The following is a 17098-nucleotide window of genomic DNA, read 5'->3' on the forward strand; positions in this document are numbered from 1 at the left end:
AGCTGAGCTCTGGCGGATTCAGGCCTCCGGCCTGGCGGGCGTCGGTGGTTGCGGTCCTTTTATACGCCGGCCGGACCACCCGCCCCCCTCCACGCATGACTGCCGGTCCTGTACGGTGTGCCCGCCGTAGTCGCTCCCTTTCCGGCCGCCCATTCATCTCCGGGCGGCTGAAGCAATCCGTTCCGGGTCCGGCTTCATGGCCGATCGCCGCAGCTGAAGCCTCGCTTTCGAAAGGAGCGCAGGGCTGAGCTGGAAAAACCGCCCCCTGGGGAAGAGCCTTCCCACCCGTGGGGCGCCGGCTTCGGTGGGCCACCCGTTGCCCGCCCCCAATCCTTGGGCGCGTTCACGACCCCTGACCAGGTCATGCCCTATCGGCCGGACCCTCCATCAGCCGTTTCCCTCCCCACAAAGCGCTTCCCCCCACCCGTGGGGCCCGCGCTTCGCTGAGACGGCCGCTGCCCGCCCATCACCCCCTGCCCGGGCTCCCGGGTCTTCCCAACGTCCCCCCTGCCCGGGCTCCCGGGTCTTCCCAACGTCGGACCAGCGGGAAGCGCAACCGGCCTGACCGGCGTCCACGGACCAGGGGAATCCCGGACGGGCCCGCGTACTACTGGCCGCCCCGAACAGGTCCGTCGTACTGCTTGCCGCCCCGACCAGGTCCGTCGCACTACTGGCCGTCTCGACCCGGTCCGTCGTACTGCTCGCCGTCTCGACCCGGTCCGTCGTACTGCTCGCCGCCGCAGTGCCTGGGCGGAGGTCCCGGCGGGTGGCGAAGCGACGGGCGGGCAGCGGCCGTCCCAGCGAAGTGCGGGTCCCACGGGTGGGAGGAACCGTCTCGTGGGGCGGGGAGATGGCCGACAAGAGTGGGGAGTGACCCGGGCGGCATGAACATGATCTGGTCAGGGAGGGGGACGTGCCCACGTGTTGGGGGTGGGCAACGGGTGGCCCACCGAAGCTGGCGCCTCACGGGTGGGGAGGCTCTTCTCTCGTTGGGGTTTTTCCAGCTCAGCCCTGCGCTCCTTTCCGCACCGGAGCTTCAGCTGCGGCGATCGACCATGAAGCCGAACCGGAGCGGATTGCTTCAGCGTCAGTCAGGACGCTGGGCGGCCGGAGAGGAAGCGACTACGGCGGCACGCTGTAGGAGACCGGCAGTCATGCGTGGAGGGGGGTGGGTGGTCCGGCCGGCGTATAAAAGGACCGCAACCACCCGCGCCCGCCAGGCCGGAGGCCTGAATCCGCCAGAGCTCAGCTGAGACGGCCGGCCGGACCACCCGCCCCCCTCCACGCGAACCAAGCCGAACCACCCGAAGCCCGGGACCCGCGGTGGGAAGGGCCGGTTAGATCCCTGTGGTGTTCCTGGGATAGGCAACGGACGGGTCGGTGGCGATGTTCACCATGTACGGCACACCGGAGTCGAAGGCGCGGCGTAGGGCGGGGCCGATCTGCGAGGGGTCGGTCACCAGCTCGCCGCCGCCGCCGAGCGCGGTCACGACCTGGTCGTAGCGGCACTGCGGCTGGAGCTCCGCGGCCACGTCGTAGCCGTACAGCATCTGCATGGGGTGCTTCTCCAGCCCCCACATGCCGTTGTTGCCGCAGATCATCACGACGGGCAGGCGATGGCGGACGAGGGTGTCCACGTCCATCAGTGAGAATCCGGCCGCGCCGTCGCCGAGCAGCAGCGCCACCTGGGAGGAGGGGCGGGCCAGGCGGGCGGCGATGGAGTAGCCGAGGCCGGTGCCCAGGCAGCCGTACGGGCCGGGGTCGAGCCAGTTGCCCGGCTGCTTCGGCTCGATGTACTTGCCCGCGTAGGAGACGAAGTCGCCGCCGTCGCCGATCACCACGGCGTCGTCGTCGAGGATCCTGTCGAGCTCGCCGTAGATCCGCATCGGGTGGATCGGGTCGGAGTCCGAGGCCAGCAGTTCCGCGTCCCCTGCGACGGCCGCCGCCGCGGCCTCGTTCAGCCTGGACAGCCACGGGGCGTACGCCTTCGGGGACACGCCCGCCTCGTTGCAGGCCGTACCGAGTCCCCAGAAGACCAGGGACAGGTCACCCGAGGCCACCCCGGACGGCTCCATGTGGGTGGTCAGCTGTGACGGCGCGTCCGCCAGGTGCACGACCCTGGCGAGCGGGGCGCCGTTCTTGCCGCCGAACCAGCCGTAGCCGAGCCGGAAGTCGAGGGGCGCGCCCGCCACGATGACCAGGTCCGCCTGGGAGAACGCCAGGCTGCGGGCGCGGGTGACCAGCAACTCGTGACCGGAGGGCAGGATGCCGCGGCCCTGGCCGTTGGGGATGACCGGAAGGCGGAACTCCTCGGCGAAGCCTCTGGCGACCTCCTCCGCGCGGTCCATCCACACGTCGGAGCCCAGCACCAGCACGGGTCGCTCCGCCTCGGCGAGCAGGCGGGCGATCCTGGCGAGCGCGTCGGGGTCGGGTTCGAGCGGTGACGGGGTCAGGGTCTCCGTGGCGTGGTCGGGCGGCGGCGCGGGGGCGAACAGGTGGTCCATGTGGAAGTCAAGGAAGACCGGACCGCGGTGCGGGGCGAGGGCGGTCCTGAAGGCCATCTCCACGTCCTCGCCGATCGAGTCGGGACCGGAGCCGGTGAAGGCCAGCTTGGTGATCGGCGCGAACAGCGGCGGGTGGTCCATCTCCTGCAGCGCGCCCGAGCCCCAGCGCGACTGCGGGGCCCTGCCTCCCAAGATCACGACGGGGGAGCCGTTGGAGTGCGCCGTGGCCACGCCGCTGACGCCGTTGGTGACGCCGGGGCCGGCGGTGAGCACGGCCAGGCCCGGTTTGCGAGTCAGCCGGGCGGTCGCCTCGGCGGCGAAGACCGCGCTCTGCTCGTGCCGCACGTCCAGGATCGGCACGCCCTCGTGGACCGCCCCGTCGTACAACGGGAAGACGTGTCCGCCGGAGAGGGTGAACATGGTTTCGATGCCGTAGGCCTTGGAGACGGCGACAGCGATGTCACCTGCGTGCTTTGGGGACTCCATATGGCGCAACCTACCAGTCAGTCACTTAGCCGGACAGTGATTGGACACCCTGCCCAGATTCCTCCCGCCTAACGCTGCCAGTGCCTTTCATCACGGTGAAGACGGCTCCGGAGGGGCGGAATCGTTCGTCCACGGCGGTGGGATCCCGTCCCCGGTCCGTCCACGGCGGTGCGTGCTCCAGGTGACGGACGGCCTTTCCTCAGCCGTCGTCGGTACGGCAGGTCTTTCCTTGCCGCCGTGGGCGGCGATGCCGGAGTGGGTGGCCGATGGTTGTGGCCGGCGGTGGTGCCGGGAGTGTGTGGCCGACGGCGGTGCCTGGAGTGTGCGGCGGGCGGTGGTGCCGGGAGCGGGGTGTTCGATCGCTCTCATGTCTCACACGATGATCACTCTCGTGCCTCACATGACGAACGCCCGCTCCCGGCGTGTCCTCGGTTACGGGCCCGCGTTCACAGCGTGTCGGAGAGCGCCTTGATCGGCATCTTCAGGTCGGCCAGCAGGCTCAGGTCCGCCTCCGGGGTGCGGCCCAGCGTGGTCAGGTAGTTGCCGACGATGATCGCGTTGATCCCGCCGAGCATGCCGTCGCGGGTGCCCAGGTCGCCGAGGGTCAGCTCCCTGCCGCCCGCGTAGCGCAGGATCGTGCGCGGCAGCGCGAGGCGGAAGGTCGCGATCGTCCTGAGCGCGTCGGAGCCCTCGAGCAGGGGGAAGGACTCGAAGGGCGTGCCGGGGCGCGGGTTGAGGAAGTTCAGCGGGACCTCGTCGGGGCGCAGCTCGCCGAGCTGTCCGGCGAACTCGGCCCGCTGCTCCAGGCTCTCGCCCATGCCCACGATGCCCCCGCAGCACAGCTCCATCCCCGCCTCGCGCACCATCAGGCAGGTGTCCCAGCGCTCCTGCCAGGTGTGGGTGGTGACGACCTTCCCGAAGTGCGACCTGGCGGTCTCCAGGTTGTGGTTGTAGCGGTGCACGCCGATCTCGGCCAGCTCGTCGACCTGAGCCTGGGTGAGCATGCCCAGTGAGCAGGCGACGTTGATGTCGACGGCCTCCTGGATCGCCTTCACGCCCTGGCGGACCTGGTCCATCAGCCTGCGGTCGGGGCCGCGGACCGCCGCCACGATGCAGAACTCGGTCGCGCCCGTCTCCGCGGTCTCCCTGGCCGCCTGGACCAGGGACGGGATGTCCAGCCAGGCCGCGCGGACCGGCGAGGTGAACTGCCCCGACTGGGAGCAGAAGTGACAGTCCTCGGGGCAGCCGCCGGTCTTGAGCGAGACGATCCCCTCGACCTCGACCTCGGGGCCGCACCACTTCATCCGCACCTCGTGCGCGAGCGCCAGCAGGTCGGCGAGACGGTCATCGGGCAACTCAAGGCACCGCAGGGCCTGCGCGGCGTCGAGTCCCCGGCCCTCCTCGAGGACTTGCGCGCGGGCGATGTCGAGTATGTCGCTCATGCTGCTCCACTCTTCGGCCGTCGTCTACGGGCTAGAGCCTAAAGGTGGCCCTGAAGGCGGTCGCGTCGAATCCGCCTCCCAGCACCGGGGCCAGGCCCGCGTGGGCCGTACGGGCGAAGGACGGCCGGTCCAGGCCGCCGGCCTCCGCGGGGAGCGCGCCCGCGAGCGGCCTGGCGGCCAGCATCTCCAGGTCCGCCACGTTGCACCGCTCGGCCAGGCCGGGGTCGGCGGGCCACGACCCGATCACCACCCCGGCGAGGTCGAGGCCGCGGTTGGCCATCGCCTCCAGTGTCAGGGCGGTGTGGTTGAGCGTGCCCAGCGCCGCCCGCGTCACCAGCAGGACCGGCGCGCGGAGCGCCCTGGCCAGGTCGGCCAGGGTGGCGCCCTCCTCGTCGAAGCGGACGAGGAGCCCGCCCGCGCCCTCGACGACGACGAGCCGGTTGGACGCGGCCAGCTCCGTGACGCGGGCCGCCGCCAGGTCGAGGGAGACCGGGGGCAGGCCCGCGACGCGGGCCGCCGCCGCGGGAGCCAGCGGGTCGGGGAACCTGGCCAGCTCGAACGTGGTCGTCACCCCGGACAGCCGGATGACGTCGTCCAGGTCTCCGGGCTCGGTCTCGCCGACCCCGGTCTGCGCGGGCTTGACCACCGCGACCGAGGAGCCCCGCTCTCTGGCGAGTGAGGCCACCGCGGCGGTGACGATCGTCTTGCCCACTCCTGTGTCGGTCCCGGTGACCACGAGGATGCTCATCCACCTCACCTTAGGCCGATCCCCGGGCGGCCCGGCGGACGACCGCGACGGGACGTCAGGGGCGGCGCAGGCGGGTGACGAACTTGTAGCGGTCGCCCCGGTAGAGGGACTGCGCCCATTCGACGGGGTTGCCGTCGGCGTCGAAGGCGTGCCGGGTGAGCAGCAGCATCGGCAGCCCTACGTCCACGCTCAGCACCTGCGCGTCGTACGGCGTGGCCAGCACGGTCTCGATGATCTCCTCCGCGTCCGTCAGCCGCACGTTGTAGGCGTTGTGGAGCGTCTCGTACAGCGAGGAGTGCACCTCGAGCTCACGCCGCAGCCTGGGGAAGCGCCGGGCGGACAGGTGGGTGGTGTCGATCGACATCGGCTCGCCGTTGGCCAGGCGGAGCCGGTGGATCCGCAGGACCCGGCCGCCGGGGTTGATCGCGAGGCGGCGGGCCAGCGGCTCGTCCGCGGTGATGTAGCTGATGTCAAGGATCTTGGTGTCGGGTTCGAGGCCGACGGTCCTGAGGTCACCGGTGTAGGAGGTCAGCTGGAGGACCTGGGCGACCTTGGGGTGCGCGACGAACGTCCCCTTGCCCTGGATGCGCACCAGACGGCCCTCGACCACGAGCTCGGACAGGGCCTGGCGCACGGTGGTGCGCGACGTCTCGAAGCGCACCGCGAGGGTCCGCTCGGGAGGCAGCGCGCTGCCGGCGGCCAGGCTCTTGGTGAGCGCGAGCAGGCTGCGCTTGACGTCGTAGTACTTCGGGATCCTGGGGGAGTCTTCCGTCACGCCCGCACCTCGCCCAACGGCTCGGCGCCGGCACGGGCGCCAGGGCTGCCGGGACGGAGGACGCCTCGTCCGCGCGCCCGCTCGCTTCGCTCACTCACATGGTCACCTTCACCATCTCGGCCACGGCGGTGAGCGCACCCCTGATCACCGCTAGATCGTCGGAACTCAGATTGGCCCGCGCGGTCAACCGCAGGCAAGAGCGGCCGACCGGCACCGAGGGCGGCCGGAAACATCCGACGCGCACCCCGCGTTCCGCACAGATGACGGCGGCCCGAAGCGCCGTCTCGGGTGGGCCGAGCACGATCGGGACGACCGCACCCGCCGGGTCGTTGGTCTCCAGACCGAGTTCACGGGCCATCGAGGCCAGCTCTTTCGCTCTGGTTAGCACGTATCCGGGCAGTTCGGGCTGATTGTGAAGGATATCCACAGCGGCGAGTGCCGCCGCCACGCTCCCCGGTGCCAGGCCCGTGTCGAAGATGAACGAGCGGCCCGTGTCTATCAGGGTTTCGATCACCTCCGCGGCCCCGAGCACGGCCCCGCCCTGGGACCCCAGGGACTTGGAGAGTGTGACCGTTCTCACAACGCCCGGCTCGGCGGCCAGGCCCGCCGCGTGCACCGCCCCCCGCCCGCCGAAGCCGAGAACGCCGAGCGAGTGCGCCTCGTCCACGACCAGCAACGCGCCCTGCCGTACGGCCGCCGCGTGCAGCTCCGCCAGCGGGGCCAGGTCGCCGTCGACGGAGAAGACGGCGTCCGTGACCACGACCGCGTGCTCGACGTCCCGGTCCGCCAGCGCCTTCTCCACGGCCGTCACGTCCCGGTGCGGGGTGACGACGACGCGCGAGCGCGACAGGCGGCAGGCGTCCACGATCGAGGCGTGGTTGCCCGTGTCCGAGACCACCAGGGCGTCCCTGCCCAGGGCCGCGACGGCCGCCAGGTTGGCCAGGTAGCCGGAGGAGAACACCAGGGCGTCCTGCGCCCCGGTGAAGGCGCGCAACCGCCGCTCGAGGGCGGCGTGCAGCGTGGTCGAGCCGGTCACCAGGCGGGAGCCCGTCGAGCCCGTCCCCCACTCCAGGGTGGCCGCCGTCGCGGCCCGGGCGAGGCGTTCGTCCCTGGCGAGGCCGAGGTAGTCGTTCGAGGCCAGGTCGATCAGGCCGTCGTCGTCCGGTGTGCGGGCGCGCAGGGTCCGCTTCAACCCCGCCGCCTCCCGCGCCGCCGCCGCCACGCGGAATCGAGCCAGCGGATCGGGGCCATGTGTCATAGGGGCATTTTCCCAATGTGGTGTGCCCGATTCGCGTTCGGGCCTGTAAAGAACGCATGATGCACGGGTGCCGACTCTAAGCGACCTGGCGGTTCGTCACACCGCGCTCGACGATGCGGACCTCGAGTGGATGCACTCGCTGGTCTCCGACTGGCAGCTTCTGGCCGACCTGTCGTTCGCCGACCTCATCCTGTGGATCCCCCTCAGGGAGGGGACGGGCTGGATCGCGGTCGCCCAGATGCGGCCGACCACCGGCCCCACCGTGTATCACGACGACATCGTCGGGATGACGGCCGCCAGGGGCGAGCGGGCGCTCATCGACACCGCGTGGAACGAGAGACGCATCTGCCGAGAGGGCGACCCCGACTGGTCGAGCGGGGTCCCGGTGAGGGAGGAGACCATCCCGGTACGGCGGGCCGACCACTTCCTGGGCGTGATCCAGCGTTCGACGAACCTCTCCTCGGCGCGGACCCCGTCGCGGCTCGAGCTCACCTACCTGCAGAGCGCCTCCGATCTGGCCCAGATGGTCGCCGAGGGCCGCTTCCCGTTCTCGGGGGCCGAGCCGATCCTGGTCCGCTCGCCGCGCGTGGGCGACGGGCTGCTCAGGCTCGACCGCGCGGGCCGGGTCACCTACGCCTCGCCGAACGCCCTGTCCGCCTACCGCAGGCTGGGACTCAACGCGGACCTGGTCGGGGCCGAGCTCGGCCGCACCACCGCCACGCTCTGCTACTCGGACGAGCCCATCAACGAGAACCTCATGATCGTGGCCAGCGGCAGGGAGCCGAGGGAGACCGAGGTCGAGTCGGGCGGCACGGTCGTGCAGCTGCGGGCGATCCCGCTGGTCGTCGGGGGCGGGCGCATCGGCGCGCTGGTGCTCATCCGCGACGTGACCGAGCTGCGCCGCCGCGAGCGGGAGCTGATGACCAAGGACGCCACCATCAGGGAGATCCACCACCGGGTCAAGAACAACCTGCAGACGGTCGCCGCGCTGCTGCGGCTGCAGGCCAGGCGGCTGCAGGTGCCGGAGGGGCGGGAGGCGCTGGAGGAGGCGGTGCGCAGGGTCGGCTCGATCGCGATCGTGCACGAGACGCTGTCCCACACGCCCGAGGAACAGGTGGACTTCGACGACATCGCCGACCGCGTGATCGCGATGACGGGGGAGGTCGCCGCTCCCGAGGCGCAGGTGGTGCCGCGCAGGGTCGGGACGTTCGGGGTGCTGCGCTCGGAGATCGCGACGCCGCTGGCGATGGTCCTCACCGAGCTGTTGCAGAACGCGGTCCAGCACGGGCTCGCCCACCGTCCCGGCAGGCTTCAGGTGATCGTCTCCCGAGGGGCGGACCGCCTCGATGTGATCGTCTCCGACGACGGGACCGGCCTGCCGGACAACTTCGACCTGGAGTCGTCGACCAGTCTCGGCCTTCAGATCGTGCGCACGCTGGTGGTGGGCGAGCTGTCGGGGAGGCTGGCCATCGAGCCCAGGGCCGGTGGGGGCACCGAGGTCACGCTGAGCATCCCCCTCCCCGCGGCCTGAGCCGGAGCGGGGAGGGCCTTGTCTGCGGTCGGCCGGTGGGGTGCTTCTTCCGGGGATCTTCGCTGAGGGCCGGCCGCCGACGCGGGCGGCCGAGGCTCTCTTGGGAGGATCAGACGGTGGAGGATCAGACGGTGGAGGATCAGACGGCGGCGCGGGTGCGGGCGCGGGCCGTGCGGCGCTTGAAGGCGCGACGCTCGTCCTCGCTCAGGCCACCCCAGACACCGGCGTCCTGACCGGACTCCAGTGCCCACTTCAGGCAGGCCTCGCTCACGTTGCATGTACGGCAGACCTGCTTGGCCTCTTCGATCTGCATCAGGGCGGGGCCGGTGTTGCCGATCGGGAAGAAAAGCTCGGGGTCCACGTCACGGCAGGCAGCTCGGTGGCGCCAGTCCATGCGTCCACTCCTTCGACAAGAGGAGCCCTTTGCTTCGGCTCCGGCGGCGTACTTTGTGAAGACTTTCACTAACCAGCGCGAACGATTACCCGAGCCTTGTTCGGTCCGGGGGCCTGTTCACTTGATCGCCGGTGGCCTGGGAGCGATGTTGCCGCTCAAAGGTCCTACGTTCCGACGTCAATGTTGAGATTGTCAGCCACGCTCAGTACATGCAAGAGGTTTGGGAGAACGTTTTGCCTGATATGCATGTCGGATGCGTCACATGATGACCGGATGTAACGGATCAGACCAACACTTGTAACGCCTTCGGGATAGAGCGAAACGTCACCTGCTCGACTTCGCCCAGGTAGTCGCCGTCGAGCTGGAAGGCCACGGGACGCTCGGCGCGCAGCGTGAACTCCCGCTCGTCGTGGAACTGCACGAGATGGCGCCCGGAGGGCAGGGTCTCGCGCACCCCGATGATCTGGGGCATCAGATGGCACATCGCCGCCAGGCCGAGGCGCTGCAGTCCCAGCAGGTCGAGACCCGTCTCGAAGCTCGCCCACGGGGTCGGGCAGACGGGGCGGGAGCCCACGTAGGTCCACGGGGAGGTGTTGGAGACGATCGCCATGAAGATGTTGTCGGCGGGCGGCACGTCGGGCCCCTCGACGCTCATCGGGGCATGGCGTCTGTCCGTCGAGAGATAGTGGTGCAGGGCGGTGTTCACATAGCGCGCGGGCGTGGCCTTGCGCCCGGTCCCGCGCAGCCCCTCGACCGCCCTGATCACCTCGGCGTCGTATCCGAGGCCGCTGCAGAAGGTGAAGTATCTGCGCTGGTCGTCCCAGATCGCCTGGCCGAGCCCGACGGTCCGCCGTCTGTCGTCACGCAGGGCCTCCAGCACCGCGCCGACCGCCTCGACCGGATTGTTCGGCAGCCCGAGCGCCCGCGCGAAGACGTTCGCGCTCCCGCCGGGGATCGCCAGCAGCGCTGGGCGGTCCATCGCGCCCCCGGCCTTCTCCCGGGCCGATTCATCGGAGGCCTGGCCGTCTCCGGCGCGCGCCTCGCCGCTCCGTCTGCTCCCGTCGCCCGCAGGCTCCTCGGGGTCCTCGGCGTCGAGCAGCCCGTTCACGGTCTCGTTGATCGTGCCGTCGCCGCCCAGCACGGCCACCACGTCGAATCCGGAGGCGTGGGCCCCGCGGGCCAGATGGGCCGCGTGCCCCCGGTATCCGGTCTCCTCGACCGTCAGGTCCATGGTCGCGCCCAGTGCTCTGATCAGCACGTCCCGGGTCCGTTGGTTGGTCGTCGTCGCCTTTGGATTCACCAGGAGCATCGCGCGCATAATGCCAGCGTATCCGCCGATAACGCCGTCATGGCGGCGAAGAACGGAGCAGGACACCCCGGCGATAGGCTTTGGCTGTGTCGAACCACCGCCCCCTGTCACTCACCGTCGCCGCCGTCGTCATGGCGCTGGAAGGCGTCACCGCGCTGCTGCTCGGCGGTTACGTCGGCGTCGAGACGGTGATCGGCAAGCCGGACGACGTGGTGAGCTCGATCTTCGTCGCGGGCTTCGGGATCCTCGTGGGCGTCGCCCTGCTCTGGGTGGCCGTGGGCATGCTGCGCACCGAGCGATGGGCGCGGAGCCCGGGGGTGCTCACCCAGATCTTCGCCGTGGTCGTCGGCGTCACGCTGATCCAGTCCGACCAGCGGGCCATCGGCATCCCGCTCATCGCCGCGGCAGTGATCGGACTGGTCGCACTGCTGTCCCCGCCGACGACCGACGCCCTCTACGGGGACCACCAGGACAGCCTCTAGTCCTCCGCCGTCAGTCCCTCACGGAGCTGGGCCAGGGTCCTGGCCAGCAGCCGGGACACGTGCATCTGTGAGATGCCGAGCTCGGTGGCGATCTGCGACTGGGTCATGTTGCCGAAGAAGCGCAGCAACAGGATGCGCTTCTCACGGGGCGGCAGCCGTTCGAGCAGGGGCTTGAGCGACTCGCGGTACTCGACGCCCTCCAGGGAGTCGTCCACGATGCCGAGGGAGTCGGCCACCGCGGGCGCGTCGTCGTCGCCGGAGTCGGGCGCGTCCAGGGAGACCGTGGAGTAGGCGTTGGCCGACTCCAGCCCCTCGAGCACCTCCTCCTCGCTCATCTTCAGGAACGAGGCCAGCTCCCCGACGGTGGGCGCGCGTCCCTCACGCTGGGACAGCTCGCTGATCGCCTTGGTGAGCGAGAGCTTGAGCTCCTGCAGGCGGCGCGGTACGCGGACCGCCCAGCCCTTGTCACGGAAGTGCCGTTTGATCTCGCCCACGATCGTGGGGGTGGCGTAGGTGGAGAACTCCACCCCCCGGGCGAGGTCGAAGCGGTCGATCGACTTGATCAGGCCGATGGTGGCGACCTGGGTGAGGTCGTCGAGCCATTCGCCGCGGTTGCGGAACCGGCGGGCGAGGTATTCCACGAGAGGAAGGTGGAGCTCGACGAGCTCGTCACGGATGCGCTGGCGCCGCGAGTCGTCGGGGGTCAACTCCGCCAGTTCCGCGAAGAGCAGGCGCGCGCGCACCCGGTCGGGCACCGCGTGGTCGCTGGCGGCCATGGCACGAGTCCTTTCCGTCACGCCGGCCTCGCCGCGCCTCGGCGCTTGCGTAGCACGATCGCCATGCGGTCGGGGGAGTCGGTTACGGCATCGACGTCGTCGGCCAGGGCGGTGAGCACCATCCACGCGAAGTCGTCACGCTTCGGCGTGGAATTGCCCACCGTGCTGACCTCGACCCTGATCTGCATCAGCTGGCCGGTCAGCTCGAACTCGGCCGTCAGGTCGGTGCCGGGGACGGCCTGGGTCAGCAGCATCGCGCACGCCTCGTCGACCGCGATCCGCAGGTCCTCGATCTCGTCGAGCGTGAAGTCCAGCCGTGCGGCCAGTCCGGCGGTCGCCGTACGCAGCACGGACAGATAGGCACTCGCGGCCGGCAGCCGGACGCTCACCACGTCACGGATTCCGCCCATGTCGACCGCGGGCGTCTCGGTGTGTTCGGTCACGTTCCTCCTCGCAGAGTCGCTGACTGCAACCTACAGCCCCGTGGCGGTGGTTGGCCCGCTTGGACTCGCGATCGGGGCGATTTGGCACCTCAAGAACACTTTAAGACACCAGAATGAGGCCTATGAACAGGTCAGGCCCCGTGTGGTCGCACTCCACACGGGGCCCGGACGCGCCGATCACGAACCTTCAGGCTCAGGCGGCCTTGGTCGCCCAGAAGATCTTGGAGATCTCGTCGATCTTCGCCAGGAGCTCGTCGGCCTGGGCGACGTCGACCGTGCCCTTGCCGCCCGCGGCGCCCGCGAGCTTGGTGGCCTCCCAGAACAGCTGGTGCAGCTGGGGGTAGGTCTCCAGGTGCGGAGGCTTGAAGTAGTCGGTCCACAGCACCCACAGGTGGTGCTTGACCAGCTCGGCCCGCTGCTCCTTGATGATCAGCGCGCGGGTGCGGAAGACCGGGTCGTCGTTCGCGTTGTACTTCTCGATGACGGCCTTGACCGACTCGGCCTCGATGCGGGCCTGGGCCGGGTCGTACACGCCGCACGGCAGGTCGCAGTGCGCGGACGCGACGTGCCGGGGTCGCAGAAGTCGTGCAAGCATCGGAAAATCCTTCCTTGATGCTGAGGATCAGCATGGTCCGTTACCGACCTTACTCGTCTCCAAAAGCCGTGTGGGATGGGGTTGAGCTCCGTGAGAGTCCGTGTCGAAGGCGAGTCGATGCTGCCGGCGCTGCGTCCCGGCGACTGGCTCTGGGTACGGCGCGGCGCGCCGGTCAGAGCGGGGGATCTGGTGGTCGCCAGGCTCCCCTCCGACCCGTCCCTGCTGATCGTCAAAAGGGCCGCCTGGGAGAGCGGAGAGGGGTGGTGGCTGGAGAGCGACAACCAGCGCGCCCCCGGGCGCCGCGACAGCTGGGACTTCGGCGCGGTGCCGTCGTCGTCGCTGGTCGGCCGCGTGATGCTGCGCTACTGGCCGTTGCCCTTCCTGCGGGCCCGGTAGGCGGCCACGTTCGCCCTGCTGGCGCAGCGCTCCGAGCAGTAACGCCTCGACCGGTTGGAGGAGGTGTCGAGGAAGGCGCGCCTGCAGGGGGCGGCCTGGCACAGGCCGAGACGGTCGACGCCGAGGTCGGTCACCAGGGTGGCCAGGCCCATCACCGCGCCGACGGCGTACTGGTCGGCCATCCTGCCGCCCTCGGTGAGGTGCATGTGCCAGCGCTCGCCGTCGTGCCCCGAGATCTGGGGCTGCACCGGGTGCTGGATCAGCAGTGAGTTGAGCCGGTCGACCACGCCGTCCTCGTCGCCGCCCGCCGCGGTCTCGAAGATGACGATCAGCTCCTCGCGCAGGTCGCGCAGGGCGTCGAGGTCACCGCGGGTGATGCGGCAGCCGGGACGGTAGCGGCCGCCCTCCTCGAGCAGGGCGCGCAGCCCTTCGAGGCAGGTCAGCCGGTCCGGGCTGTTGATCAGCAGCACGGCCAGCTCGGCGTAGGAGGTCAGATCCATCGGGCGGCCCGTCGGTGTAAGCGATGGCGACAGGAGCCGCATCTTACATGCGCGACGGTGGCTACACCATGTAACAAAAGTAAGTGCCCCCTGTCATCTGCGAAAGTCGCACCCTGTGGCAGAATCGAGCAACGGGTGACCCCCGTACCCCTCCAGATGGCCGCACGAGCAGGCCCCGAGCGACTACCGAAGCCGGGCCACGCCCGCGGCGGCCGCTACGAAGGACCAATCCGTCTGTGTCTGACTGAACTACAGGGGTCGCTGTGGCTGTCACGCCATCCTCCATCTCCCTCGAATCCCTCGATCTCGATCCGGCCTTCGCCCTGCACCGCGGGGGCAAGCTGGAGATCCGCTCGACCGTTCCCGTCCGCGACGCCGGTGACCTGGCCCTGGCCTACACCCCCGGCGTGGCGAAGGTCTGCAGCGCGATCGCCGACCAGCCTGAGCTCGTCAACGACTACACCTGGGTCTCCAACGTGGTCGCCGTCGTCTCCGACGGCACCGCCGTGCTCGGACTCGGGGACATCGGCCCCGCCGCCGCCATGCCGGTCATGGAGGGCAAGGCCCTGCTGTTCAAGCAGTTCGCCGGTGTCGACGCGGTGCCCATCTGCATCGACTGCACCGGCGTCGACGAGATCGTCGAGACCGTCGCGCGCCTGGCGCCGTCCTTCGGAGGCGTCAACCTCGAGGACATCAGCGCGCCCCGCTGCTTCGAGGTCGAGGACCGGCTGCGCGACCTGCTGGACATCCCGGTCTTCCACGACGACCAGCACGGCACCGCGATCGTCGTGCTGGCCGCGCTGAAGAACGCCGCCAGGCTGACGGGGCGCTCGCTGGGCGACCTGCGGGCCGTGGTCGCGGGCGCGGGCGCGTCCGGCGTGGCCGTCAGCCGGATCCTCCTCAACGCCGGCATCGGGGACATCGCGGTCGCCGACTCCAAGGGCCTCATCCACGAGGGCCGCGACGGCCTCAACCCGTTCAAGGAGGCCCTGGCGCGCGACACCAACAGGGCGGGCCTGCGCGGCTCCACCGAGTCGGCGCTCGCCGGAGCCGACGTGTTCGTCGGCCTGTCCGGCTCCACCGTCTCCGAGGAGGCCATCGCGTCGATGGCGCAGGGCTCCATCGTCTTCGCGCTGTCCAACCCGACCCCCGAGGTGCACCCGGAGATCGCCAGGAAGCATGCCCAGGTCGTGGCGACGGGCCGTTCCGACTTCCCCAACCAGATCAACAACGTGCTCGCCTTCCCCGGCGTCTTCAGGGGAGCGCTCGACGTGCGGGCCTCGACCATCACCGAGAACATGAAGGTGGCCGCCGCCGAGGCGCTGGCCTCCGTGGTCGGTGACGACCTGTCCGCCGACTACGTGATCCCGAGCGCGTTCGACGAGCGCGTCGCCCCCGCGGTCATCGCCGCCGTCGCCGCGCAGGCCCGCGCCGACGGGGTCGCCCGCCAGTAAAGACACCCTTTTCTCAGGCCCGTTCCACCGGGGCAGTCCTTCCGTGACCGTTGTCAGAAGCCTGTAAAGGCGACCCCTTTCACTCGGCCCGACACCGGAACGCCAACCCCGAGACGCCTCTCGCCCGATCGGCGAGGGGCGTCTTCTGGTTGTACGGAACTTCCGCAAATCGGTGACAGATTGTGCTATAAAAATAGCGCTCCGTTACCTATTCGGACAAGAGAGTACACGAGGGACGGGCAGGGGCGCGGAGGCGCAGTCGTGCCCTCCGTGCTCGAACGTCCACCCGGTGAGGAGAGCAATGGAACGCGAGCCCAACCGGTTGCTCCAGCGGCTCATCGCCGAGTCGGGCTTCACCCATAAGGGGCTGGCCCGCAGGCTCAACGATCTCGGTGTGACCCGCGGCCTGTCCGGTCTGAAGTACGACCACAGTTCCGTTCTGCGCTGGCTCGGTGGTCAACGGCCGAGAGAGCCGGTTCCCACGCTGCTCGCGGAGATCTTCTCTCTACGGCTCGGCAGGACGGTCAGCGTGGAGGAGCTCGGTCTGCCCGCCGTCTCCACGCCTCTGGACCTCGGGCAGGAGTTCACCCACACCTGGCAGGAGGGAATCGCGACCGTGACAGCACTGTGGCGCGGGGACGTTGAAAGACGCAGGTTCCTGCTCGACTCCACCTTCGCGATCGGCGCCGGATCCACCGGAGCCCTGCGCTGGCTGACCCTTCCGGCGGAGAGCCGCCCCGCGGCGAGCGGCGTCCGGCGGGTCGGCATGGCCGACATCGCCGCGATTCGGGAGGTCACCAGGTCGTTCGGCGAGCTGGACAACAGGTTCGGCGGCGGCAGGGTCAGGTCCGCGGTGGTGAAATACCTGGACACCGCGGTCGCGCCGCTGCTCAGCGAGGGGGCGTACGCCGAGGAGACCGGCAGGGCGCTGGCGTCCGCCGCGGCGGAGCTGACCAGGCTCGCCGGCTGGATGGCATACGACCTGGAACAGCACGGCCTGGCCCAGCGCTACCTCATCCAGGCGCTGAGACTGGCCAGAGGGGCGGGGGACCACGGGTTCGGCGGTGAGATCCTCGCGGGGATGAGCCACCAGGCCCTCTACATCGGGCAGCCGGCACACGCTCTCGACCTGGCGAGGGCCGCCCAGCTCTCGGCGCGCCGCGCGGGCGTCTTCGCGCTGCTGGCGGAGGCGCACGTGGTCGAGGCCCACGCTCACGCCCTGCTGGAAGACCGTGTGGCCTGTGGAAACTCCTTGCACGAGGCGGAGTTGGCGTTCGAGCGGCGTGACACGGGTGAGAAGCCCGGCTGGATCGCCTACTTCGACGAGGCCTACCTGTCGGCCAAGTTCGCCCACTGCTTCCGCGACCTGGGAGACGGCCCGGCGACCGTACGGCACGCGCGGCGGTCGCTGGAGATGGACGGCCGCTATGTCAGGGGACGCATGTTCAACCTGTCGCTGCTGGCCGCGGGGCTGCTGGAGTGCGGGGAGCTGGAGCACGCCTGCGCCGCGGCGGCCGACGCGCTCGAGCTGGCCGCGGGCCTGCAGTCGGCGCGCACCCAGTCGTACGTGACCGACCTGCGGCGGCGGCTCAGCCCCTTCACCGCGGAGACGGCGGTGGCCGAGCTGGACGAGCGGGCCAGGGAGCTCGTCTCCTCGTCCTCCTCGGCGTGAGGCCGTCCCGGCTCTCCTGACGAGGCTCTCCCGGAGAGGGGGCCACCGTGCGCGGTCACGGAAGCGGAGTCCGACGACGGCCGTGACTCTGACAACGGTCATGACCAGGCGCTGTTCTCGAACCAGGCGGAGTCTTTACAGCACGCATGACAGCGCCCATGGCAGCGCCTATAACGGCGCCTACGACGGCGCCTACGACAAGGGGCCCGGTGTGTGCACACCGGGCCCCTTGCTTTCGTGCTGGGTGAGTCAGGGGTTTGGACGCCCTGCCTCGGGGATCGTTAGATCCTTACGGCTTACTTGTAGAGCTCGCCGTTCGGGCCCACGATCTTG

General features: G+C 70.1%; 16 protein-coding genes. 5 read left to right on the top strand and 11 right to left on the bottom strand.

The genetic code is table 11. The features are described 5' to 3' along the window. Positions 1–1337: 1337 nt before the first annotated feature. From PKF00_RS43450 to PKF00_RS43470, 5 genes are all read right to left on the bottom strand, one after another. On the bottom strand, positions 1338–2990 hold the full coding sequence (locus tag PKF00_RS43450) for an acetolactate synthase (protein WP_271223650.1): 1653 nt from the start codon (positions 2988–2990) through the stop codon (positions 1338–1340). A 446-nt stretch (positions 2991–3436) separates the two neighbouring features. Beyond that, positions 3437–4432: a biotin synthase BioB gene (gene bioB / locus PKF00_RS43455; RefSeq protein ID WP_271223651.1), complete on the bottom strand. Its 996-nt coding sequence runs from the start codon at positions 4430–4432 to the stop codon at positions 3437–3439. 31 nt (positions 4433–4463) lie between these two features. After that, entirely contained in the window at positions 4464–5180 is a 717-nt protein-coding gene (gene bioD, locus PKF00_RS43460; RefSeq protein ID WP_271223652.1) for a dethiobiotin synthase, read from the bottom strand. A gap of 55 nt (positions 5181–5235) precedes the next feature. Beyond that, on the bottom strand, positions 5236–5955 hold the full coding sequence (locus tag PKF00_RS43465; RefSeq protein WP_184720397.1) for a GntR family transcriptional regulator: 720 nt from the start codon (positions 5953–5955) through the stop codon (positions 5236–5238). 94 nt (positions 5956–6049) lie between these two features. After that, the gene (locus PKF00_RS43470; RefSeq protein WP_271223653.1) at positions 6050–7213 is read right to left on the bottom strand and encodes an 8-amino-7-oxononanoate synthase; all 1164 of its coding nucleotides are present in this window, start codon (positions 7211–7213) and stop codon (positions 6050–6052) included. A 67-nt stretch (positions 7214–7280) separates the two neighbouring features. Between PKF00_RS43470 and PKF00_RS43475 the strand changes: the two genes are divergently transcribed. Continuing rightward, complete coding sequence (locus PKF00_RS43475; RefSeq protein WP_271223654.1) at positions 7281–8744, top strand: sensor histidine kinase; 1464 nt, start codon at positions 7281–7283, stop codon at positions 8742–8744. 139 nt (positions 8745–8883) lie between these two features. On the opposite strand, the gene PKF00_RS43480 is transcribed toward PKF00_RS43475, so the two are convergent. Continuing rightward, entirely contained in the window at positions 8884–9138 is a 255-nt protein-coding gene (locus tag PKF00_RS43480) for a WhiB family transcriptional regulator (protein WP_271223655.1), read from the bottom strand. 283 nt (positions 9139–9421) lie between these two features. Further along, complete coding sequence (locus PKF00_RS43485) at positions 9422–10456, bottom strand: diacylglycerol/lipid kinase family protein (RefSeq protein ID WP_271223656.1); 1035 nt, start codon at positions 10454–10456, stop codon at positions 9422–9424. Between the two features lie 77 nt (positions 10457–10533). Here PKF00_RS43485 and PKF00_RS43490 point away from each other — a divergent pair, with 77 nt between their 5' ends. Continuing rightward, positions 10534–10929, top strand: a complete 396-nt coding sequence (locus PKF00_RS43490) for a hypothetical protein (RefSeq protein ID WP_271223657.1) — start codon at positions 10534–10536, stop codon at positions 10927–10929. Here PKF00_RS43490 and PKF00_RS43495 read toward each other — a convergent pair. The 3 genes from PKF00_RS43495 to sodN form a co-directional block, all read right to left on the bottom strand. Beyond that, positions 10926–11705, bottom strand: coding sequence for an RNA polymerase sigma factor SigF (locus tag PKF00_RS43495; RefSeq protein WP_425582317.1), 780 nt, complete (start codon positions 11703–11705; stop codon positions 10926–10928). The two genes, PKF00_RS43490 and PKF00_RS43495, sit on opposite strands and share 4 nt — an antisense overlap. Before the next feature lie 17 nt (positions 11706–11722). After that, entirely contained in the window at positions 11723–12148 is a 426-nt protein-coding gene (locus tag PKF00_RS43500; protein WP_425582316.1) for an ATP-binding protein, read from the bottom strand. A 193-nt stretch (positions 12149–12341) separates the two neighbouring features. Beyond that, entirely contained in the window at positions 12342–12743 is a 402-nt protein-coding gene (sodN, locus tag PKF00_RS43505) for a superoxide dismutase, Ni (protein ID WP_271223659.1), read from the bottom strand. Between the two features lie 90 nt (positions 12744–12833). On the opposite strand from sodN, the gene PKF00_RS43510 reads away from it, so the two are divergent. Beyond that, positions 12834–13139, top strand: coding sequence for a S24 family peptidase (locus PKF00_RS43510; RefSeq protein ID WP_271223660.1), 306 nt, complete (start codon positions 12834–12836; stop codon positions 13137–13139). Here the strand turns inward: PKF00_RS43510 and PKF00_RS43515 are convergent. Then, positions 13106–13639, bottom strand: coding sequence for a CGNR zinc finger domain-containing protein (locus PKF00_RS43515; RefSeq protein ID WP_271223661.1), 534 nt, complete (start codon positions 13637–13639; stop codon positions 13106–13108). The genes PKF00_RS43510 and PKF00_RS43515 overlap by 34 nt on opposite strands. Before the next feature lie 263 nt (positions 13640–13902). Here PKF00_RS43515 and PKF00_RS43520 point away from each other — a divergent pair, with 263 nt between their 5' ends. Together PKF00_RS43520 and PKF00_RS43525 are read left to right on the top strand one after the other, a co-directional pair. Then, a complete protein-coding gene (locus PKF00_RS43520) occupies positions 13903–15093 on the top strand; it encodes an NAD(P)-dependent malic enzyme (RefSeq protein ID WP_271223662.1) in 1191 nt (396 codons plus the stop codon). Between the two features lie 301 nt (positions 15094–15394). Next, on the top strand, positions 15395–16765 hold the full coding sequence (locus PKF00_RS43525) for an NsdA family TPR-like regulatory protein (RefSeq protein ID WP_271223663.1): 1371 nt from the start codon (positions 15395–15397) through the stop codon (positions 16763–16765). Positions 16766–17098 lie beyond the last annotated feature (333 nt).

Source organism: Streptosporangium carneum (assembly GCF_027922005.1).
Lineage (GTDB): Bacteria > Actinomycetota > Actinomycetes > Streptosporangiales > Streptosporangiaceae > Streptosporangium > Streptosporangium carneum.